Genomic DNA, 21,769 nt, shown 5'->3' on the forward strand with positions numbered 1-21,769 from the left:
CTCCTATTAACTTTTCTTTCGAAAGTAAGGCTCAAACCTTGGGAATGAGCCGTTTAGCTGCATTTTGCTCACAATCATTCTTTTCACAACCATCTTGTTGAACTATTGCCTCACAAGCAATAGAGAATACTGTAGCCTCATCAGGGTGTACGGCTGCTGATCCAAGAAGTTGATGGTAATACTGTTGTTTCCCATTTTCCATAGTCTTTACCAAACAATAAGGACATCTTTGTGCGTTGGAACAAAAATGTCCTGTTCCGTCAAAATTCACAGCTGTATAACACCCTAAAACATGCCGTTTTTTGAATACATTTTTTTCTCGTAAAATATTTATAGGTACTTTGAAGATAGATTCAATATCGGAAGGCGATACGCCGTCTAAGCCTCCTCGAAAAGCAGTATCTCCTGGTAATTTTTCAATACCATAGACCCGTTTGAGGTTCTCCCTACGTACAGGATATAAATCTCGAAAGCGAGATAAGGAAGAATCTTTCAACGAAAACATGGCATAGCCTATACTCAATAAATCTTCTAATTCATAACTGATATTATGGGAACGATGGTCTTCTATTTCTGCAAATTTTTCTCGTAACTTTGATATTATTTTATCCATCATCTATATAAAATAAACATTTTTTCGTATATTATCATATTTATTTTATTCTAAACCGAGAATAGCTGAATTTTCTATTGAGACCGCCTAAAGTTGTGTTTTTCAAAAAACAAAAAAACGCCTTCAAGTAGAAATCTACTTGAAGGCGTTTTATATCTTGTCAATAAGTAACTGTCATTAGCTACTTATATTGATTTATCTATCTTAATTTTATTCGCCCTGCAATGCTGCCGCACCACTAACAATCTCTACAATCTGCGTTGTAATTGCAGCCTGTCTTGCACGATTGTATTTAACGGTTAAATCTTTGATGAGTTCTTCTGCATTTTCGGTTGCATTGTCCATTGCAGTCATCCTAGCACCATGTTCACTCGCATTATTTTCCAGAAGATAGCGGTAAAATTGGGTTTTTAAAATCTTAGGAGCCAATTCTTCAATCAATTTTTCCTTATTAGGCTCAAAAGCAAAATCAGGTTTTATCTTTTTCTCCTCCTCTTGACCAGTAGTTTCTGCTTCCAGTTTTTGGATAGGTAGAAACTGCTCCATAGCAGGTATTTGTACCATCTGATTTTTGAAACGGTGGTAAGCAACCTCTACTGTATCGTATTCTTTATTGACAAAAGCATTCATCACATATTCAGCAACCTCCGACACATTATCAAAATTCAAATCAGCAAAAATATTAATATGTTCTTTGATGTGGTTAACTTGATTGTTCTTTTTGAAAAGCTCAAAACCTTTTTTACCCATATACAATATGCTTACATTCCCTGCTGCAAATTGCTGAGGATATTTTTCTTCGATTGATTCTGTCACCAACTTTCCAGCATTGTTATTGAAAGGACCACAAAGTCCTCTATCTGAAGTCAATATTACAAACAATACTTTGGCTACTGGGCGTTGCTTGGCATATTCAATATTTACATCCCCTTCCGCTGCTTCTGCAATATTTGCCAATATTTCGTTCAACTTGAGTGCATAAGGGCGCATTTTGATAATGCGGTCTTGCGCTCTTCTCAATTTTGAAGCAGACACCAATTTCATCGCTTTTGTAATCTGTTGGGTTGTACCCACAGATTTAATTCGCGTTTTTATCTCTTTTAATTGTCCAGACATATATTGGAAAATTCAAATTCTACAAAAAATAATGAATGGTAAATTTTGACTATTGTTTCTATCAAAATTCACCATTCAAAATTCAAAATTATTTAGAATATCTCGCTGCAGTCTCAGATGCTACTTCTCTCAAAGTTTTCTCAATCTCAGGTGTTAATGCACCTTTTTTCTCACCCAATTTCTTCAAGACATCAGGAAATCTTTTTTCGAGACTCAACAAATAGTCAGTTTCAAAGTCCCGTACTTTATCAACAGGTACAGTTCTAAGTAAGTTTTTAGTACCCGCATATACACTTGCGATTTGCTTTGCAACAGATAAAGGTGAATATTGAGGTTGTTTCAACAATTCCACGTTTCTTGCACCTTTGTCCAAAACCGCTTTTGTAGCAGCATCCAAATCGGAACCAAATTTAGAGAAAGCTTCCAATTCCCTAAACTGTGCTTGATCCAACTTCAATGTACCCGATACTTTTTTCATAGTTTTGATCTGAGCATTCCCCCCCACACGAGATACTGAAATACCTACGTCAATTGCAGGACGAATACCAGAGTTGAACAAGTCAGTAGTCAAGAAAATTTGTCCGTCGGTAATAGAAATAACGTTGGTTGGAATATAGGCAGAAACGTCACCTGCTTGCGTCTCGATGATTGGCAGTGCGGTCAAAGAACCACCACCTTTCACGATGCCCTTCAAACTCTCAGGCAAATCGTTCATATCTTTGGCAATCTTGTCACTGTTTACCACTTTTGCAGCTCTTTCTAACAAACGAGAGTGCAAGTAGAATACATCTCCAGGATATGCCTCACGACCAGGAGGACGACGAAGCAACAAAGATACCTCACGGTAAGAAACTGCTTGTTTAGACAAGTCATCATATACAATCAGAGCAGGACGGCCTGTATCACGGAAAAACTCTCCAATAGCACAACCTGAAAGTGGTGCATAGAATTGAAGAGGTGCAGGATCGGATGCGGATGCATTCACAATCACTGTATAAGGCATTGCACCATTTTCTTCCAAAGTACGTGCAATCAAAGCAACTGTTGAAGCTTTTTGACCTGTTGCTACATAAATACAGTAAACAGGCTCACCTCTTTCGTAAAACTCTTTTTGATTGATAATCGTATCAATCGCAATCGCTGTTTTACCAGTTTGACGGTCACCGATAATCAACTCACGCTGACCTCTACCAATCGGAATCATCGCATCAATCGCTTTGACTCCTGTTTGTAATGGTTCGGTTACAGGCTCACGAAAAATTACCCCAGGAGCTTTTCGCTCCAATGGCATAGAATACCGTTTACCCGTGATTGGCCCTTTACCATCAATAGGTTCTCCAAGTGGGTCAATTACTCTTCCCAACATACCCTCGCCTACATCGATAGAAGCGATTTGTCCTGTTCGTCGAGCGATAGATCCTTCTCGGATACCTTCCGATGATCCCATTAATACTACCCCAACATTGTCTTCCTCGAGGTTTAATACCACTGCCTTTGTACCATTATCAAATTCTACCAATTCACCAGCACGAACTTTGGTCAAACCATAGATACGTGCAATTCCGTCACCTACCTGCAATACCGTACCTACCTCTTCGAGGTCAGTTTGCGATCTGAAACTAGATAATTCTTGTCGTAAAATAGCAGATATTTCTTCAGGTCTTACTTCAACCATAGGACTAAAAGATTACTTATGTTAATATTTTTTAATATACTTGTTTTCTACGAATTGTTTCCTCAATTTCGCCAACTTGTGCGAAATACTGGAATCGTATAGTTTGTCGTCAAAAGTGAGAATAAACCCTCCAATAAGGCTTTTGTCTATTCTCGTTGTCAGTTCGATATTTTTTCTACCTGTGTGCGCTAAGACCGTGTTTTTCACCTTATCCAATACCGCATTATCCACAGGAACTGCTGTTATTAGCTCAGCAGTTGTAATGCTCTTATAGGTTCGATACTGATTAATAAACGCATCTACGATCTCAGGTAAATAAGCTTCTCTGCGTTTACGGAGCATTAGTCCCATAAATGCATTGGTCGTTTCATTGAAAATATCACCAAATATTTTTTTGAGAATCGCTTGTTTTTTATCTGTATTGACAACAGGACTTTTCAACAATATCTGTAAATCTGGGTTTTCTGCCAATGCCTTGTCAAGCAACTCCACATCACTGTGAACAGAAGACAATTCTCCACGCTCTATGGCTAAATCCATCAATGCCTTAGCGTACCTTGATGCTATATTAGAAACAGACATAATTTTATTGTGTTTTTGTGTTTTGCTGATAGTTGTGTTTGTGTCTCCGTAAGTATTTACGCTTTCTATTAGTACATAAATACTTGAACACTCACACACATAAACACATTTCTAGTTTAGATTCAAGTTTTCGATTTCTTTGGCAACATATGCCTCCTGTGCAGCTACATCACTTAACTCACGAGACAACAAACCTTTGGTTAGGTCAATAGCAGATTGTCCAATTAAGTTTTTCACTTCAATGATTGCAGCCATTTTTTCATTTTGAATATCTTCCTTGGCAGATGCGGCAATTTTTGCAGCCTCCTCTTTCGCTTTCACACGAGCCTCACTGATGATTTCATCCTTGATTTCCTTCGCTTCACGAATAATACGTGAACGCTCTTCTTTAGCCTCTTGCAGCAGCTTTTCGTGATCTGCCTTCAAAGAAGCCATTTCCTCATGAGCAATCTCTGCTTGCTTCAAAGAATTTTCGATACGTCCCTCCCTATCTTTCAATGCAGTTGAAATAGGGTTCCATGCGAACTTGCCTAATGCAGTCCAAAGAACGATAAAAATCAATACTGTCCAAAAGAAAATTCCCAAATCGGGTGTTAGTAAAGATGCTAAAAATACCATTTCCACTTTTTATTTTTAATTTGTTGTATTTTTTTCAAAAAAAGAAGAGAACTGCTCTATCAACCATCCGTTGTAAGAGCAGTTCCAAGGGGTAATAATTACTTTAATTTTAACCTTGTCAGTATTAAACGAACAAAGTCAAAAGTCCAACAACGATAGCAAAAAGAGCTGCACCTTCAATAAGTGCCGCCATAATAATCATTTTACCTTGAATATCGTTGCTCATTTCTGGCTGACGAGCTACTGACTCAACAGCACCTTTGCCGATTTGACCAATGCCAATACCAGCAGCAAGAGCTGCAAGACCTGCCCCGATAGCTCCACCAAAAGCGGACATGCTACCACCAATTTCTAAAAGCAATAGTGCTAATAAACCCATTTTGGTAAAAATTTATGGTGAAAAAAAGAATTTCGTATTCATAATAGAAGTCATAAATCTAAGAACAAGGAATTGGTCTTCGTTTTTACTACACTAAACCGACACTTGACATCTTCCGAATGACCTCTTCAATTTTAATGATGATGTGGTTCTGCTACTGCTTGTCCAATAAATACCGAAGCCAAAATAGCAAACACATACGCTTGTAGGGCTGCTACAAACAACTCCAACACGTTCATAAACAACATGAAAGCACTTGCTAAAATAGAAGTCCCCCAGCCAGCAGCATCTCCTCCCAAGTTGGCAATCAAGAAGATGATTCCCACCAAACTAAGAATAATGATGTGTCCTGCAGTCATGTTCGCAAACAAACGAATCATCAAAGCAGCAGGCTTGATAAACATTGAAGCCACCTCAATCGGCACTAAAATGATTTTAACCCATCCAGGTACACCAGGAGGATTGAAAATATGCGACCAATAATGCTTATTTGCAGAAGTCACAATGATGATAAAAGTAATCAATGCCAAAGCTCCTGTCACCATCAAATTACCAGTAGCATTTGGACTACCAATAGGCGACATTAAACCCAACATATTACAAATCCAGATGAAAAAGAATAGAGTGAGCAAGAACGGAAAATATTTTTCCCACTTGTCTCCTACTCCTGGTTTTGCGATTTCATCGCGCACAAAAGTCACCAAAACCTCTATTAAGTTTTGAAATCCTTTTGGAGCACGCTGATTTTTCTTGTAAGACTTGGCAATATATGTGAACAACAACATCATAATCAACGATGCCAATAGCATAGTAGCGACTACTTTGGTAATCGAAAAGTCATAGAAACTTGTTCGATCTGCCTCGTAAGCTTTGTTATTGTACAACACATAGCTTTCTGCCATCTCTTCTCCCGTAGCAAAACTCTCAACGATTTCTTTAGGCAGGACTTTATGTCCCAATACACTTACCTCTACCGACTCTTGAGGAAAACTAGCATCATTCACATACTTCAATACTCCTTGATCCAACACATATCCCTTATAAGAGTTGTGTCCGTGATGGAAAACACTTGATAAAAAGAAGTCGAAACCTTTTTCGGGATGGTAAACAATACAAGGTAGGGGAATAGAGATATCTCCTAATAAGTGCCACTCATTTGCATCTGCGATATGGTGCATAATCATTTCACCAATATCCAGTTTCTTGTCTCCATCATGCCCATGATTATCTCCTGATGCATAACTATTCTGCCCAGAGAAAATCGTAAAAAACAGCAAAAACATTGCTAACAATCTGAATAACCGCATACTCTTCAAAATTTTAATCATGCACTTTGTGTAGTATAAGTATCCTTATAAAAAACTACTTTCATTTTCAGGCTGCAAAGGTACTGATTAAAAATTATAAAAAGAAAGTCCGTTTATTTTTTTATGTGATAGCTTACCCAAATTCTAAAACTCATACGCTCCCATATCAGGCATTTCATCCCGCAGTTTTCCATCTGCATCTAACTTTACTGCTTCAAAAGGAATGGTGTCACCTAGTAAAGCCACAAATTCACCTTGGGTCAAACCTTTACCAATAAGAGGAGAATTTGAGTTGGGGCGAAGGTCAAAACCATCAATATCGAAGAAATAATCCGCAAACAAAGTATCTTGTGCGCCAAATTGTTCTTGAAAAAGGCAATTCATAAAAGCAGGGTTATCTCTTCCAATGGTAGTTCGCAACAAACAATTATTGAACTTCAAACCATAATTTGCACCTTCCAAAATAACCGTATCCTGTGCGATTTCTTCTTCAACTGCTGCCCCTAAACCATACAAGATGCTACTATAAAAACGTGTATCCATTTGATAAACTATTCCTGCCTGAGCATTTACATTATTCAACAGCAAAATAGGTTGCTCATGACCAATATAGCGGGTTGACGTATTCACAAACGTACAATGGGCAAACTTATAGCGACCTCCACGAGTGAGCAAGACATTGTTGAAGGCGCAGTTGTACACCACCGTATTGATTCCCAAAATAGTGTTATCGCTTCCAACAATTCCCCAGCCTACATCACGAATCATACTGTTTTGAAGGGTTAGTGTGGCAGCTTGTGAGGGATTTCCTACATTATTGAAGGTATCCACCAATACTCCAAAAAGAGAATTGCGAATCAATGCCCCATTGATAAAATTTTCTTTGCTTCCTGGACTGAATACGATTCCAAACCACTGCCCTGGTATTCGCTGATAAAACTCTGTTCCAAATTTACTATCCAATCGAGTACCTTGAAAACGCACCACATCTGCACTGTCCAATCCACCATTGATTTGTAGCGAACCTTTTACCACTAAGGCAGCTTGATTGTGTAAATACACCCTCGTACCCGCTTCAATAGTCAATCGGCAGTCAGGAGCTACCACCAAACTATCGGTAATCACATACGGCAAATCTTTCGTCCAAGTTGTATCACAAACAATTGCACCATTGGGCGCATCTGGCCCATAAAAATGAGCGTTTTGACCCCACGCCTGCAATCGCACTTTCTGTTCATTTCCATTGATGTTAAACAGTATAGAATCTTCTACCACGAAAGGCATGGCTTCGTTATTGGGATCCACGGTTACTTCTGCAAAAATATACAAACTGTCATTTGCCCATATTTCTACATCACGGGCATCAGTAGTTGGCGTGCCGTCCACATTGAGACGAAAAAAAGATGCATTTCCTCCCCCCAAACTAATTGCCGATACTACTACCCTCTTATCACTTCGGTTATAAATCTTCAGTTCTTCGGTTGCAGAACCCATGGTTACGAACACAGTATCAAACTTTAGGGTATCTTTATCAAAATCCAGCATCGCATTGGGGTCATCCGATATCATTTCGTCTTTGGCACAAAAACTAAATATACTGCACACCAAAATGACCATCAATAAATAGCAATACTGCCGAATCCATTTTTTCATAAATGTTGGAGATTAGAAATTAACTACTAATAAATATACTGAACGAATCTAACTAAGTTTTCGTAACACAAATGTAATGAGAAAAAGAGGATGAAACACAAAACCTTATCGCAAGACTAATATTGAAACAAATCCAAGACAATCCTACCATAATGCTAAAATAAATTGGAAATCAAGTATTCACTATAAGCCCTTCCCTTCAAAGTCCAAGTGACTTCATCGTATCCTCATTGAAACCTCCAATTGGCAGCTTTTTATCCACTTGATATTTAAACAAGGCATCTTGCGTCTGTGGTGACAAAATGCCGTCTATATCGCCGGGATCATACCCTTTCCTCATCAAGGCTTGCTGTACTTGTTGAATGTCAATATTTGCTGTAGGTTTTGGCATTGGAGCTGGGTTGGATTTTGGAGGTACAAAACTGGAACTTTGATTCGTATTGGTTTCTTTTTTAGCTTCAATACTTTGCATCAATGCAACTTTTATATCTTCAGTCAAGCCCAAACCCTTTAAATTATTTTTACGCAAAAAAGTCTGGTAGGCAGTCCTTGTTCTGGGGCCTAATATCCCATCTACTACGCCTGCATCGAAACCTTTTTGGTTCAAAACCTGCTGTAAAGTAGTTACATCAAAATCCATTCGTTTCACCCCTATTGCATTGAGTGTAGTAGCAGACCTGTCTCCTACTTTGATATTGTTATCTTGCTGAAAGGCAGTCAATGCACGAAGGGTTTCCGAAGTCATTTCCCCATTAACCCTCCCTGTCTGATAGTTATTCAAAAATAATATCACTTGAATCTTTTTGATAATTTCGGTATCTTCATAAAGCAGTTTATCAGTGGCAGGTACAAATTTATTAATAGCTGGTACATCAGTATTTATAATGTCTTTTTTTGTTGTTTTTTGATTAGTTGTTTTTGTACCTTTACAACTCCACAACATCAATAGCCCCCCTAAAAACAATACATAAACAAATTTATTCATAACAAATACGTTTGGTTTATCTCAAAATCAACTACGAAACTACTTTTTTTCTGTAAAAGAAACAATAATAAAATATGTGGCATAGTAGTTGATATTTTTGAAATGAATATTCAAATGCAATTTTTTTTTCAATTCATTAATTGATAAGAATTTATTTGCCCAACAAAATTAAATCGATCGTATCTATATTTTAATCCATCACACCGATGAAAGAAAACAAAACCGTTGAAATATTACTGGTTGAAGACAATCCTGGCGACGTAAGACTCACAAAAGAAGCCTTGAAAGAAGGAACGATTTCTTCTAACTTAAATGTAGTAATGGATGGTGCTGAAGCTATTTTATATCTACAAAAAGAAGGGAAATATGAGAATAAACCTCGTCCCGACCTAATTTTGTTGGACTTAAATCTGCCAAAAAAAGATGGAAGAGAAGTACTTTCAACCATTAAGTCAGATAGTAGTTTAAAGCGAATTCCTGTGGTTGTACTGACAACCTCAAATGCTGAGACAGATATTTTGAAGGCCTATGATTTACATGCAAACTGCTATATCACAAAACCTGTTGACTTCAACAAATTTATTGAAGTCATTATTGCCATTGAACAATTTTGGCTGACAATGGTGCGACTACCTTCTGAGGTACAGTAAAATCAATCACACACATTCGTATTTAATATGGCTAAGCCCCAATAAGTACAAAACTTGAAATTTCAGTTAAATGGAAAGAATTCAGATATTATTGATAGAAGACAACCCAGGAGATGCTAAACTGGTAGAAATTTTTCTTAGAGAATCTACTTCAATAGATTTTGACCTAGTTCATGCTACACGCTTATCTGAAGGTTTGGAGCATGTCAAGCAAGGAAAACGCTTCGATATCATGCTATTGGACCTAAGCTTGCCTGATAGTTCTGGTTTTGATACACTTACAAAGGCCATTAAAAATGTTCCTCATACAGTTTCGATTGTAGTACTCACAGGTTTGGATGATGAAAGCGTGGGTGTGAAAGCCGTAAAAATGGGCGCACAAGATTATTTGGTAAAAGGTCAAATTGACACCAGTTCGCTGACTCGCTCTGTATTGCACGCCATCGAGAGAAGGCGGATGCAATTGAAGGTAGAGGAAAGTGAAAAAAGGTTTCGCCACGTTTTTGAAGATTCACAAGATGCCATTTACATCACGACTCCAGAAGGTCAATTTTCTGACTTCAATCAGTCGCTCCTTAAAATGTTTGGTTATACGAGAGAAGAATTTACGAGCCTTACCAAAGAATCCTTATTTGATGACAAAGAATCTTTAGATATCTTCAATGAGGAACTGGAAAGAACGGGCGTAGTAAAAGATTTTGAAGCCAGACTGAAGCGAAAAAATGGTTCGGTATTGGATTGTTTGTTTACTTCAACTGCTTGGCGTTCGATTGATGGGGAATTGACGGGTTATCACGGAATGATTCGAGATGTCACCATTCGAAAAAAAACACAAGAATTGGAGAAGGCTAAGCAAATAGCCGAACGTTCTGCAATGCTCAAGGGTCAGTTCTTAGACAATATGAGTCATGAGATTCGTACTCCTATGAATGTCGTGATTGGCATGACCCATTTATTGGAGCATACTGCTTTGACCAATAAACAACAAGAATACATCCGTGCCTTGAAACTTTCTGCTGACAACTTATTGAAGTTGATAAACAGCATTCTTGATTTTTCTAAAATTGAAGCAGGTAAGTTGGAATTGGAATTGCAGCCGATTCGTATTCAAGATTTGATTCAAGATCTGGTGCAACAACACAAATACAAGGCAAAAGAAAACAAAATCAACCTTTTCACACAGTTGGATGTGAGTTTACCAGATAAAGTAATTGGCGATTCGGTTCGTTTGTATTCAGTACTTAACAATTTGGTAAGCAACGCCATCAAATACACCGATAAAGGAGAGGTATTGATACGTGTAGAAGTATTGGATGAATCGAGCGAATTTGCGGAAATCAAATTTTCGGTTAGAGATACAGGTATTGGTATTCCTGAAGACAAACAGGCTACTGTTTTTGAGAGTTTTGAACAAGCACATGGTGCTGCAAATAGAGGCGGTACGGGTCTAGGCTTGAGTATTGTCAAGAAGATTGTAGAACTTTTCGGCGGTGAAATGGAATTGGAAAGTGAATATGGAAGAGGTTCTACCTTTAGTTTTCACATCAAGTTTGAGAAATACATTGAATCCGAATACGCTGTTGTCACCAACGATTCTAAGGGCTCTAATGAGCGAGATGATTTGACGATGGTTTACACTTCTGACAACAACATCAAGCATGTGAGTTCAAAAGATGTGGTGCAAGATGTGCGGGAGAAAATAGATATTTTGTTGGTCGAAGATCACAAACTCAATCAATTGGTTGCAACTGATTTGATTCACAAATGGTCACCCAATGTTAACCTACAAATTGCAGACAATGGTCGGATAGCAATTGACATGCTCCAAGAATTTTCGGCTTATGATGTCATTTTGATGGATATTTCGATGCCCGAAATGGATGGTTATGAAACCACTGAGTATATTCGCAATAAGTTTCCAAGCCCTACCAAGGATATTCCAATCATTGCGATGACAGCACACGCCTTCAAGAAAAATGCCCAGAAATGTTTTGACATGGGAATGGATGAATTTGTGGCGAAACCCATTGACCCTAATATTTTATATAAAAAATTGAACAAAATATTGGCGGACAAATTGAGTGCGATTTCACAAGATTATGCTACAAACAAAGATGCTGCTCCTAAAATGGCACAAAAACCACAGACAAAATCTCCAAAAATCATCAACTTTGAGTACCTAGATACTTTGACAAGTGGACAGATAGACGTGAAAATCACCTTCTTGGAAACATTGATTCGAGATATGCCACAAGAAATTGCTACGCTGATGGGTGATTTTGAGCATCGAAATTGGGAGAAAGTCAAACAATCTGCTCACAAATTGAAGTCTACTTGTGGTTATTTGGGTTTGGCAGAAACAGTGGAATTGTGTCGAACAGTGGAAAATAATGCTTGGGAACAGAAAAATTTAGACGAGATAGGTGGTCAAATTAAAAAAATTGACGAAGTTTGTAGGATAGCTCATGAGCAGCTAAAAGATGAATTAGCCAATTTAACCCAATCGGCCTAAAAAGCTCAAATTCAGTTCCCAAATATAGGCTCAATAATAAGTATTTAACTATTTTTGTGATTTGAATTTACCATTAAATTTTAACTAAACCTTATTCAAATATAAATACAATTTCATACCAATGAAAATTATAGTTGTAGATGACGATGTCATTATGTTGCAGGCCATCAAAACGATGCTGACCAAAGAAGGTTACAAAGTTTTTGCGACAACAGATGCGGAAGATGCGCTGGAAACCATCCAAGAAGAAGATTTTGACTTGGTGATTTCGGATATTATGATGCCCTATATTTCAGGTATCGAACTCCTGAGTGCCATCAAGGCAGTGAACAAAAAAATTCCGATTATCATCGTGTCTGCCTTAGACCAAAAAGAGGTGATATTGACTGCTTTTCAAGAAGGAGCAGAGGATTTTGTGAAAAAACCCATTAGCTTGAGCGAATTGTTGCTGAGGGTGAAGCGGGTCTTGGGACAGGGTTAATAAAACTTCAAACTCAAAAAACAGAAGTTTTCCATATTAAGCACTGAATCTTTTTTATTCAAGGAAAACTTCTGTTTGATTTTATTGACTCTACATGTCTACACATTATAAAATATCATAGCAAATTACCTATCTCCTCGTTACTTTCTCTCTCTCTATACAACCCGAAATAAGTTTTCACATCAAAAATTCCGAGATAATCTCCAAATACACTGTTCGCATTAGAGGATATTTTTTGCTTAATTGAATGACATTGGTCTAAAGTCTAAGCAGCTTCTTCAATTTGCCATTTAATAACAAGCATTTTGCAGCCCAGATGTGTCAACACATAGCCATAACCATCCAAATTTTCTCGATTTTGCATATACTGAGACAGTTCATCTACGTTCATTATTTCGTATTCAACGTTTTCATGTTGGCGTTGTGGCACTTCATTAAAATATTGTTTGACCCACTTCATCACCGTTACATGACTTACCCCCAAAATACGCTCAATTTGGCGATATCCCATTCCTTGAAGGTATAATTGAAGAGCTTTCACTACATAATAATCGTCTATTCGTTTTCCCATCTTATTGACGGTAAAATGGTATTCGCAATCTTTGCACAAAAATCTTTGTCGGTCTTTTACGCGTCCACTCTTGATAATGTGTGCAGACTGACAACGAGGACATTGTGTTCCTACTTGTTTGATAACTTTCATTTGTTGTCCAACCATAATACGTTTGTTTAATGTGTTTGTTGTTAGGCATATACTAAAATAGCAGTGCAAAGTTAAGAAAATCAACTAACAGTTGCTAGTGATTGAGTAAAAAATATTTTGGGTTTGTAGAAAATGTTTGTATATTCCCTTTAGCGAGGGGATTTTTAAAAATGATTTTAACCGTATGAAAAATTTTAGCTTATGGACTTTATTGCTTGGGATGCTATTAGGAATCAATGTGTTTGGGCAATCAAATCTCGACGACTATTACAAAACAAGCCTACTGATGGGAGAAGAAGACCCTATACGTGACAAAGCAACTGCGATTTCTAATATTCAAAAATTGCAGAACGGCGCACTATTGGTGCGCTTGAAAACTCGTCAAAATACTATTGATGCCTTCAAAAAAAATGGCTATTTAAAAATGGCAAACCAGGTAGAAATGGATCAAAAGGAAAAAAATAAAAAATTGATGGATGCTTTTCGACAAAATTTTAATTTCTGCAAAGTCTATTTTTTTTATAGTGAGGATTCTAAAAAAATATTAGAAGAAACGTACGAAGGTATTTTCTTGAATAAGAATTTAGAGAAAGATGCGGGAATTGTGCTGAAGGAAGATTTTATATTGACAGCAGAGGTTGGAAACATTGTCAAAGATCACATTTCAATGGATCCTGATGGTACAGAATATGCCCCTAACTCAGGAATGTCAGAAAGCCTATTAATCATTAAAGATATTGAATTTCAACAGCTTCGCCGCCCATTCCCTTATTATGTGAAGGCGGAAGACCGCTTTATTGATAAAAAAGTAGCAAAACTCAATAAACGCTTACACCGCTTCCACGAATATTGGAATAAGTAGCTTTTATCACCTATCTCTAAGTGATTATTTGTATTTTTGCACTTATGAAAATCATTATTGCAGGTGCTGGAGACATGGGTTTTCACCTTGCACGTTTGTTGGCGAGTGAATCGCAAGATATTATATTGATAGATACCAATCAACAAGTATTGGATTACGCACAATCACATTTGGATGTTTTTGTTCTAAAGGGAAACATCACTTCCATTAAAACCCTACAAGAAGCCGAAGTACATCGAGCGGACTTATTGGTAGCTGTCACTTCATCGGAGGAAAACAATTTGATTGGAGCCATTCTTGGTAAAAAAATGGGCGCAAAAATGACCCTAGCCAGAGTAGATCATGAAGAATATACCTTGCCAGAGCATGTTGGAACTTTTGAACAACTTGGTATCGATGCGCTTATTTCTCCTCGAAAATTGGCTGCAAAGGAAATCTCAAGACTTATCAATCGAGCTGCATTGACCGATGTTTTTGAGTTTGAGCAAGGTAAATTGTTTTTGATTGGAATTACCCTCGATAGCAATTCTCCTATCATCAATCTTTCTGTTTTGGAAACGGCACACCTCAATCCCGACTTGGTATTTCAGCCTATTGCAGTTCTTCGTGAGCAAAAAACCATCATTCCAAGAAGCAATACGGTTTTTCAGGTGAATGATCATGTTTACTTTATTACACAGAAAAAATACATTGATACCATCCTGCAAGTAACGGGAAAAGAACCTATTTCGGTCAAAAGAGTGATGATATTGGGTGGCGGAATCACTGGGCGATTGACTGCTTCAATGCTTGAAGATAAGTATCAGGTGATTTTGGTGGAAAACAATCAGGAAAAATGCTACAATTTGGCAGAAAGACTCCCTAAAACATTGGTGATTTATGGTGATGGCAGGGATGTGCAACTTCTTGAAGAAGAAGGATTAGAAGGAATGGATGCCTTTATTGCAGTGACACCAAACTCTGAAACCAACATCATCACCAGCCTAATTGCAAAAAAACATGGCGTAAAACGTACGATTGCTTTGGTCGAAAACATCGAATACATTCACCTCTCCCAAAACATTGGGGTGGACACTTTGATTAACCGCAAATTGATTGCTGCCAACAATATTTTCCGCTACATCAGAAGGGGGCAAATTGAAGACATTACAAGCTTGCATGGTGTAGATGCAGAAGTAATTGAATTTGTGGTGAAAAAAAATTCAGCTGTCACCAAAAAAGAAATCAAAAACTTGTCATTTCCTGAAAATGCCCTGATTGGTGGGGTGATTAGGGGTAATGAAAGTCATATTCCAAGAGGTGATTTTCGCATTGCTGAAGGAGATAAAGTAGTTGTTTTTGCAATGCCCAACGCTATCAGTACCATTGAACGGCTATTCAATTGATAAGTTAAATGATAAACTTCCGAATTATAGGCAATTTGTTGGGTGTGTTGTTGCTAATTGTTGGGGTATTGATGCTTACTGCCCTTCCTTTTTCCTTTTATTTTCATAGCGGTGACCATTACACCCTGTTGATTTCCAGCGGCATTAGCATTGTAATTGGAGGCGCATTGTGGAAATTCAAAGAAAATACAAATACTCCTCCTAATATTCGCAAACGTGAAGGTTATTTGGTCGTGACCTTGGGATGGGTGGTGATGTCTCTATTTGGAATGTTGCCTTATATAATCAGTGGATCAATCCCAGATGTTAGCGATGCTTTTTTTGAAACCATGTCGGGGTTTACAACTACAGGGGCATCTATTTTAAACGACATTGAAGGGATGCCGAAAGGAATCCTTTTTTGGCGAAGTATGACGCAATGGATTGGAGGAATGGGGATTATCGTACTCACTATTGCTATTTTACCCATTTTGGGAATTGGTGGAATGGATTTGTTCGTTGCAGAAGCACCTGGGCCTACTTCCGATAAACTGCACCCTCGTATTAAAGAAACAGCAAAACGTTTGTGGGGAATTTACGTTTTTCTGACGTTTTCATTGATGCTCTTGCTCATTGCAGGAAGAATGTCTTTCTACGATGCCATCAACCATGCACTGACTACAATGGCCACTGGTGGTTTTTCTACCCAAAACGCCAGTATTGTTAACTACTCTCCTTTCATTCAATATGTTTTGGTAGTCTTTATGTTTTTTGCAGGCACCAACTTTTCCTTGATTTATTTTGGATTGAAGGGTGCGCCCAAAAAGATTTGGGAGAGCGAAGAGTTTAGAACCTATCTATTTGTTTCTCTACTCATGACTTTTCTCATCACCTTAGGCGCTTACAGTGTACGAGAAGCCCCTTTCGAGCAAGTTTTCCGAGATGTTTTATTTCAAGTTGTTTCTTTGATAACTACAACGGGTTTTGTATCAGCCGACTACACAAGCTGGGCACCTTATTTGACAGTTATTTGTTTCGCGTTGATGTTTTTAGGAGCATCTGCAGGTTCTACAAGTGGCGGTATCAAAATGATTCGACATTATGTGATGGTCAAAAACGGAATGCTTGAATTCAAACGTTTATTACATCCTCGTGCCATTGTTCCACTTACCGTCAATGGAAAACGATTGACGCCCAATATTGTCACCAATGTCTTGGTATTCTTGATATTGTACCTCAATGTATTTGTCATCAGTACTATCATTATGAGCATGGTAGGCTTGGACTTGCCTACTTCAATGGGTGCTGTTGCTACGACCTTAGGAAATGTAGGCCCTGGGATTGGTACGATTGGCCCGATGGATAATTTTAGTGGTGTATCATCGGTGGGCAAATGGTTTTTGTCGTTTTTGATGCTTGTTGGAAGATTGGAATTGTTCACCGTCTTGATTTTGTTCACGCCTTATTTTTGGAGGGCGAATTAGATTTAGGAATACAGAGTTGTTGATGCTCACAGAATTCTACTATTCCACCACAAAATCATAGGTCGCTGGCGGCCCTGCCAAAAAAGGCTTCATGGCTGCTTTGGCTTGGATATGTCGCTCATCTGCTTGGTATTTTTGGTAATCCTCTTTCGTTTGAAAACCCATTTGCATTACCACATCATAATCCGATAAAGCCCTTTCATCGCCCAAATCTTCGAAATCTCCTACATGCAAATTTTTCACTTCTGCAATGTCGGCTAACCTCTTCAATGTGTTCATCAAAGCAGTTTTATCTTCTGCCGAAATATCGTCTTTTACCTTCAAAAATACAAGGTGAACCAATGGCGTTTGTTGTGCCGAAACGATGGATGACATTTCTTTTCGAAGATTGGCCAAATCAGTCGTTTTTTGTTGTAACTGGGTTTGTAAACCCTCTAATTCGGTTTGCAAATTGGAGTCGGGTACTTGCCGACAACTGGAAAACAAACAAACAACAAGAAAAAAGGAGAGAATGGAGTTTTTCATCATTGGAGTGGAAATTTAACTTTTTTCGTTTTTCGGTTATGACATGCCAATATAGAAAAAAAATGAATACCAAAGACTGACATCTATTTTATTTCAAGGTTTTGCAATTCCCAAAACTACCAAATTAAAGTTATATTTCCTCTCACCAACAAAGGTTTATCCTGATCATTTCTATCCACTGCTTCCAAGTAGTAGGGATACACGCCCACATTTTGTTTGTCATTTTTAAATATCCCATCCCATCCTTCCAGAGGATTGGAGGTTTCAAATACAGGCTCACCCGAACGGTTGTAAATTGCAAATTTAATCAATTCCACACCTTGATTCAATACAGGAAGAATTTGGTCATTCACTCCATCCCCATTTGGAGAGAAAGCCGTTGGTACAATGACACGTTGTGGGTTATTGGGTTCAGGGTTTTCGCAGGTTTCTAATTCGATGACAATCGAATCACTGCCACTGCCACAATCGGTAAAAACGGTAACGGAGTATGTACCTGCTTGATTGACCGTCAATTGACTAACCGTAGAAGCGTCCGACCACAGATACGATTCAAAACCATTTCCTGCATCCAAAACCGTATTTTCGCCTTCGCAAATCGTCAAAGTATCGGGTCCCAAGTCAATTGTAGGGTTGACCATTGCAGCAAAATTTACTTCCACCTCATCCATTGCCGTACAACCATCTGCATTGCTTACCGTTACAGCATAAGTACCAGAAACCGTTGCAGTAAAAGTAGCAGTTTGAGAACCATCTTGCCACAAATAACCTGCAAAAACGCCGCCAGCAGTCAATACAACATCTGTTCCTTCACATTCGTCAATAGGGTCGCCCAAATCAGGCATTGGCCTTCCCAAAACATCTACCATCATGGAAGCCGTAGCTGTACAACCCGCACCGTCTGTAACCGTCACAGAGTAAGTGCCGTTTACCATTGGGCTTGCTTGTGGCATTGCAGCCGAAGCATCATCTAAGTCATTATTTGGCAACCATTCATACGTGAGATCACCCGTTGCATTGAGAACCTCTACACTCAAACCAACACTTTCACCTTCACATACGGTCAATTGATTTTGAGTTGCCTCTGCCTCCAAATCGCAGCAAACAGACTTTGACTGAAAAATTGCTGATTGAGGTGAAATGAGAATATCTTGAAGAATAGGAAGCGGTACATTGCTAAAATTCGGATTGATAGCTGTATTGCTGAATGTACAATTTGAACTACTGATATTGAGGACTTCTGAATTGCAGTCATCTATGCTTTGAAGGTCTGTTTGTAAAAGGTATAGATCTTCTGCATTTGCAGTAAAACCATTGGTAGTTGTAGCCATCAAAATACTTGTACCCATCAGAACCATTTTTTTAGCAGATTCAGGAACTTTCACCGATTCATTACCTGTACTGCCGTACCTATATGCATTCAATACATTTCCCTGTACATCTGTTTGAGTTAATTGAAGGTCAAGGTGACTGCCATTTTTAACTGAAGAAGCAAATACATAATCGCTATTTAGCATTTCTACCATATCTACAATCACATCCTCATTGGCTGGTCCCAGCGTTTTTGTCCATGACAACGCTCCTGTATCATCCAATTTTACGACTACTTCATTGAAGGTTGAGCCTCCACAGCTTAGCGTTTTTCCGTACAACAAATAACCTCCATCACTCGTCAAAATATTTCGATATGCAATGTCTCGATTAGCACTCCCAATTGACAAGGCACGCAGCAAAGTACCATTGTTGGCTTCATCAATGTCCAGCACCAGCATGTTCTCGCCATTGCCTGTAAAACTCGATTCAACACCAGAAGCCACGATTGTCCCGTCTGCTTTTTCCTGCAAATCATAAATAGCCTCAAAACCTGTGCTGCCCAATGCTTTAGACCACAAAAGAGTCTGTCCATCCCATCGAAGTTTACCTACCCAAGCATTTGGTGGGTTGTTGTTGCTCTGCAATGAACCTCCTAACAAATACCCATTAGCAGAGACCTGCAAAATAGCATAAGCCTTTTCGGTACTATTGTCATTACCGATAAATTTTTGCCAAACAATACTACCATCCGCTTTGATTTTCAACACATAAATTTGCTCATTGAAAGGAGTAATACTTTTTGAACTACCTACAACCGCATAACCTCCATCGTTGGTAACTGTGATATCGTAGGCTGTATCATCATTGATTCCGCCATAAGTATTTGCCCACACTATATTGCCATTGTTGTCCATTTCCATCACCAATACATCTGCCTGTCCAGCTCCGCTACTTGTTGTCGAGCCAGCCAACATGAAACCATTGTTAGTCGGCAGGATAGAATTGATATTTTCATTGCCAGTACCACCGTAGATGTTTTGGCGGATTTGGGCGAAGGAGTTAGAGGGAAAAAAAAATAGGCTTAAACAAATAAAAAGTAATAATCTAAAGTACATGATATTCAATATTTTCGGTTCTTTTTTAGGTGGCTTGTTGTAGAATACTTTCAATGTTTAGAATCATCTCAGCATATTTCTCAATACAAAGACAAGTCTATTCTCTGTTTATCAAAGCTGCAAAAATAGACTTTTTCGGACTATATTGAATTTACCATATCTGCAAACTGTTTGCAGAATTATTGTCTAATTTTGCAGTCCCAAAACCATTAACGGATTTTAGTGGTTTTAAGTCTAATTACAACAATTTAAAAAGCATAAAAACCATGCCGAGCTTGACTAGTACAGCTATTTCAACGGATTTTTTGACAAAATTAGGAATAACCGACTTAAATTCTGGAGTTTCAACAGGACAAGAATGGATAGAAGGAGGTGGAGATGTGATTGCTTCTTATTCGCCTGTGGACGGTGAATTGATTGCAAAAGTAAGCACTGCTACCCGTGAGGACTACGACAAAGTAATCGAAAAGGCACAAGCTGCCTTCAAAACTTGGCGCATGATGCCTGCTCCAAAAAGAGGCGAAATCGTGAGACAATACGGCGAAAAATTGCGTCAATACAAGGATGAATTGGGTAGATTGGTATCTTACGAAATGGGCAAAAGCCTGCAAGAAGGTTGGGGGGAAGTACAAGAAATGATTGACATCTGCGACTTTGCAGTGGGTTTGTCGCGTCAATTGTATGGCTTGACGATTCACTCCGAAAGACCCAAACACAGAATGTACGAACAATGGCATCCTTTGGGTGTAGTGGCCATTATTTCTGCCTTCAATTTCCCTGTGGCAGTATGGGCATGGAATTCGGCTTTGGCTTGGATCTGTGGTGATGTGTGCGTGTGGAAACCCTCCGAAAAAGCTCCAATTTCTGCAATCGCTTGTATGAACATCATGGCGGAAGTATTGAAGGAAAACGATTTGCCAGAAGGTATCAATTGTTTGGTAGTGGGCGACTACAAAGTGGGTGAAATGATGACGACAGACCCTCGTGTGCCTTTGGTTTCTGCAACGGGTTCGGTGAGGATGGGCAAAATCGTGGGTCAAACCGTAGCGGCAAGATTGGGACGCAGTTTGTTGGAGTTGGGCGGCAACAATGCGATTATTGTGACAGAAGATGCCGACCTCAATTTGACGCTTATCGGAACTGTTTTTGGTGCAGTTGGTACTTGCGGGCAGCGTTGTACTTCTACCCGTCGCTTGATTGTGCATGAAAGTCTGTACGATACGGTGAAAGAAAAATTGGCGAATGCGTACCAACAAATTCGTATTGGCAACCCATTGGATGAAAACAACCATGTGGGGCCTTTGATTGACCACGATGCAGTGAAAAGTTACCTGCATACGATTGGTGAAATCAAAAAAGCAGGCGGCACTATGCTTGTGGAAGGGGGCGTTTTGGAAGGTGAAGGGTATGAATCGGGCTGCTATGTAAAACCTTGTATTGCAGAAGTAGCTGAACAATATGATATTGTGAAACACGAAACGTTTGCGCCGATTTTATACTTATTGAGGTACAGTACGATTGAAGAAGCGATTGCGATGCAAAATGATGTGCCTCAAGGTTTGTCTTCTGCTATTATGACCACCAACTTGAGAAGTGCGGAGCGTTTTTTGTCACATGAGGGTTCTGATTGTGGGATTGCGAATGTGAATATCGGTACTTCGGGTGCTGAAATTGGCGGTGCTTTTGGTGGTGAAAAAGACACAGGAGGCGGACGTGAATCGGGTTCTGATTCTTGGAGGGCGTATATGCGTCGTCAAACAAACACGATTAATTACAGCACGCAGTTGCCTTTGGCACAGGGGATTAGTTTTGATTTTTAAGAATACAAATC

General features: G+C 38.7%; 19 protein-coding genes. 7 read left to right on the forward strand and 12 right to left on the reverse strand.

All coding sequences use genetic code 11. The features are described from left to right. Positions 1-31: 31 nt before the first annotated feature. From R3E32_13250 to R3E32_13290, 9 genes are all read right to left on the reverse strand, one after another. Entirely contained in the window at positions 32-616 is a 585-nt protein-coding gene (locus R3E32_13250) for a hypothetical protein (protein ID MEZ4885693.1), read from the reverse strand. 207 nt (positions 617-823) lie between these two features. Continuing rightward, positions 824-1,729, reverse strand: coding sequence for an ATP synthase F1 subunit gamma (gene atpG / locus R3E32_13255; GenBank protein MEZ4885694.1), 906 nt, complete (start codon positions 1,727-1,729; stop codon positions 824-826). Positions 1,730-1,817: 88 nt separating this feature from the next. Then, positions 1,818-3,404: a F0F1 ATP synthase subunit alpha gene (atpA, locus tag R3E32_13260; GenBank protein ID MEZ4885695.1), complete on the reverse strand. Its 1,587-nt coding sequence runs from the start codon at positions 3,402-3,404 to the stop codon at positions 1,818-1,820. 21 nt (positions 3,405-3,425) lie between these two features. After that, a complete protein-coding gene (gene atpH / locus R3E32_13265) occupies positions 3,426-3,986 on the reverse strand; it encodes an ATP synthase F1 subunit delta (protein ID MEZ4885696.1) in 561 nt (186 codons plus the stop codon). A gap of 111 nt (positions 3,987-4,097) precedes the next feature. Continuing rightward, positions 4,098-4,604 (reverse strand): F0F1 ATP synthase subunit B, encoded by a 507-nt coding sequence (gene atpF / locus R3E32_13270; GenBank protein MEZ4885697.1) that lies wholly within the window; start codon positions 4,602-4,604, stop codon positions 4,098-4,100. 124 nt (positions 4,605-4,728) lie between these two features. Then, the gene (atpE, locus tag R3E32_13275) at positions 4,729-4,983 is read right to left on the reverse strand and encodes an ATP synthase F0 subunit C (protein ID MEZ4885698.1); all 255 of its coding nucleotides are present in this window, start codon (positions 4,981-4,983) and stop codon (positions 4,729-4,731) included. A 134-nt stretch (positions 4,984-5,117) separates the two neighbouring features. Further along, positions 5,118-6,290 (reverse strand): F0F1 ATP synthase subunit A, encoded by a 1,173-nt coding sequence (atpB, locus tag R3E32_13280; GenBank protein ID MEZ4885699.1) that lies wholly within the window; start codon positions 6,288-6,290, stop codon positions 5,118-5,120. Between the two features lie 144 nt (positions 6,291-6,434). Next, a complete protein-coding gene (locus R3E32_13285) occupies positions 6,435-7,943 on the reverse strand; it encodes a hypothetical protein (protein ID MEZ4885700.1) in 1,509 nt (502 codons plus the stop codon). 199 nt (positions 7,944-8,142) lie between these two features. Continuing rightward, complete coding sequence (locus tag R3E32_13290) at positions 8,143-8,928, reverse strand: peptidoglycan-binding protein (GenBank protein MEZ4885701.1); 786 nt, start codon at positions 8,926-8,928, stop codon at positions 8,143-8,145. Positions 8,929-9,134: 206 nt separating this feature from the next. Here R3E32_13290 and R3E32_13295 point away from each other — a divergent pair, with 206 nt between their 5' ends. From R3E32_13295 to R3E32_13305, 3 genes are all read left to right on the forward strand, one after another. Next, positions 9,135-9,578, forward strand: a complete 444-nt coding sequence (locus tag R3E32_13295) for a response regulator (protein ID MEZ4885702.1) — start codon at positions 9,135-9,137, stop codon at positions 9,576-9,578. 70 nt (positions 9,579-9,648) lie between these two features. Beyond that, a complete protein-coding gene (locus R3E32_13300) occupies positions 9,649-12,090 on the forward strand; it encodes a response regulator (protein ID MEZ4885703.1) in 2,442 nt (813 codons plus the stop codon). Positions 12,091-12,211: 121 nt separating this feature from the next. Then, complete coding sequence (locus tag R3E32_13305) at positions 12,212-12,571, forward strand: response regulator (protein ID MEZ4885704.1); 360 nt, start codon at positions 12,212-12,214, stop codon at positions 12,569-12,571. A gap of 265 nt (positions 12,572-12,836) precedes the next feature. Here R3E32_13305 and R3E32_13310 read toward each other — a convergent pair whose 3' ends face one another. After that, complete coding sequence (locus R3E32_13310; GenBank protein ID MEZ4885705.1) at positions 12,837-13,289, reverse strand: IS1 family transposase; 453 nt, start codon at positions 13,287-13,289, stop codon at positions 12,837-12,839. A gap of 169 nt (positions 13,290-13,458) precedes the next feature. Here R3E32_13310 and R3E32_13315 point away from each other — a divergent pair, with 169 nt between their 5' ends. From R3E32_13315 to R3E32_13325, 3 genes are read left to right on the forward strand one after another with little or no spacing between them, the layout of a single operon-like run. Then, positions 13,459-14,136 carry a hypothetical protein gene (locus R3E32_13315; GenBank protein MEZ4885706.1) on the forward strand — a complete coding sequence of 226 codons (678 nt, stop codon included), beginning with the start codon at positions 13,459-13,461 and terminating at the stop codon, positions 14,134-14,136. 44 nt (positions 14,137-14,180) lie between these two features. Next, positions 14,181-15,521 (forward strand): Trk system potassium transporter TrkA, encoded by a 1,341-nt coding sequence (trkA, locus tag R3E32_13320; GenBank protein ID MEZ4885707.1) that lies wholly within the window; start codon positions 14,181-14,183, stop codon positions 15,519-15,521. A gap of 8 nt (positions 15,522-15,529) precedes the next feature. Continuing rightward, entirely contained in the window at positions 15,530-16,984 is a 1,455-nt protein-coding gene (locus R3E32_13325; GenBank protein MEZ4885708.1) for a potassium transporter TrkG, read from the forward strand. Between the two features lie 39 nt (positions 16,985-17,023). Here R3E32_13325 and R3E32_13330 read toward each other — a convergent pair whose 3' ends face one another. Together R3E32_13330 and R3E32_13335 are read right to left on the reverse strand one after the other, a co-directional pair. Beyond that, a complete protein-coding gene (locus tag R3E32_13330) occupies positions 17,024-17,512 on the reverse strand; it encodes a Dabb family protein (protein ID MEZ4885709.1) in 489 nt (162 codons plus the stop codon). Positions 17,513-17,625: 113 nt separating this feature from the next. Next, positions 17,626-19,938: a gliding motility-associated C-terminal domain-containing protein gene (locus R3E32_13335; GenBank protein ID MEZ4885710.1), complete on the reverse strand. Its 2,313-nt coding sequence runs from the start codon at positions 19,936-19,938 to the stop codon at positions 17,626-17,628. Positions 19,939-20,204: 266 nt separating this feature from the next. Between R3E32_13335 and R3E32_13340 the strand changes: the two genes are divergently transcribed. Next, complete coding sequence (locus R3E32_13340; GenBank protein MEZ4885711.1) at positions 20,205-21,758, forward strand: aldehyde dehydrogenase family protein; 1,554 nt, start codon at positions 20,205-20,207, stop codon at positions 21,756-21,758. Positions 21,759-21,769 lie beyond the last annotated feature (11 nt).

The sequence above is a fragment of the Chitinophagales bacterium genome (genome assembly GCA_041392475.1).
GTDB lineage: Bacteria > Bacteroidota > Bacteroidia > Chitinophagales > UBA2359 > JAUHXA01.

Excerpts from the sequence above, each read along its gene's own strand:
- atpB (MEZ4885699.1), bottom strand. The coding sequence starts at position 6,290 with ATGCGGTTATTCAGATTGTTAGCAATGTTTTTGCTGTTTTTTACGATT.
- R3E32_13300 (MEZ4885703.1), top strand. The coding sequence starts at position 9,649 with ATGGAAAGAATTCAGATATTATTGATAGAAGACAACCCAGGAGATGCT.
- R3E32_13315 (MEZ4885706.1), top strand. The coding sequence starts at position 13,459 with ATGAAAAATTTTAGCTTATGGACTTTATTGCTTGGGATGCTATTAGGA.
- atpH (MEZ4885696.1), bottom strand. The coding sequence starts at position 3,986 with ATGTCTGTTTCTAATATAGCATCAAGGTACGCTAAGGCATTGATGGAT.
- R3E32_13325 (MEZ4885708.1), top strand. The coding sequence starts at position 15,530 with ATGATAAACTTCCGAATTATAGGCAATTTGTTGGGTGTGTTGTTGCTA.
- R3E32_13250 (MEZ4885693.1), bottom strand. The coding sequence starts at position 616 with ATGATGGATAAAATAATATCAAAGTTACGAGAAAAATTTGCAGAAATA.
- atpE (MEZ4885698.1), bottom strand. The coding sequence starts at position 4,983 with ATGGGTTTATTAGCACTATTGCTTTTAGAAATTGGTGGTAGCATGTCC.
- R3E32_13290 (MEZ4885701.1), bottom strand. The coding sequence starts at position 8,928 with ATGAATAAATTTGTTTATGTATTGTTTTTAGGGGGGCTATTGATGTTG.
- R3E32_13335 (MEZ4885710.1), bottom strand. The coding sequence starts at position 19,938 with ATGTACTTTAGATTATTACTTTTTATTTGTTTAAGCCTATTTTTTTTT.
- trkA (MEZ4885707.1), top strand. The coding sequence starts at position 14,181 with ATGAAAATCATTATTGCAGGTGCTGGAGACATGGGTTTTCACCTTGCA.
- R3E32_13340 (MEZ4885711.1), top strand. The coding sequence starts at position 20,205 with ATGCCGAGCTTGACTAGTACAGCTATTTCAACGGATTTTTTGACAAAA.
- atpG (MEZ4885694.1), bottom strand. The coding sequence starts at position 1,729 with ATGTCTGGACAATTAAAAGAGATAAAAACGCGAATTAAATCTGTGGGT.
- R3E32_13330 (MEZ4885709.1), bottom strand. The coding sequence starts at position 17,512 with ATGATGAAAAACTCCATTCTCTCCTTTTTTCTTGTTGTTTGTTTGTTT.
- R3E32_13305 (MEZ4885704.1), top strand. The coding sequence starts at position 12,212 with ATGAAAATTATAGTTGTAGATGACGATGTCATTATGTTGCAGGCCATC.
- atpA (MEZ4885695.1), bottom strand. The coding sequence starts at position 3,404 with ATGGTTGAAGTAAGACCTGAAGAAATATCTGCTATTTTACGACAAGAA.
- R3E32_13310 (MEZ4885705.1), bottom strand. The coding sequence starts at position 13,289 with ATGGTTGGACAACAAATGAAAGTTATCAAACAAGTAGGAACACAATGT.
- R3E32_13295 (MEZ4885702.1), top strand. The coding sequence starts at position 9,135 with ATGAAAGAAAACAAAACCGTTGAAATATTACTGGTTGAAGACAATCCT.
- R3E32_13285 (MEZ4885700.1), bottom strand. The coding sequence starts at position 7,943 with ATGAAAAAATGGATTCGGCAGTATTGCTATTTATTGATGGTCATTTTG.
- atpF (MEZ4885697.1), bottom strand. The coding sequence starts at position 4,604 with ATGGTATTTTTAGCATCTTTACTAACACCCGATTTGGGAATTTTCTTT.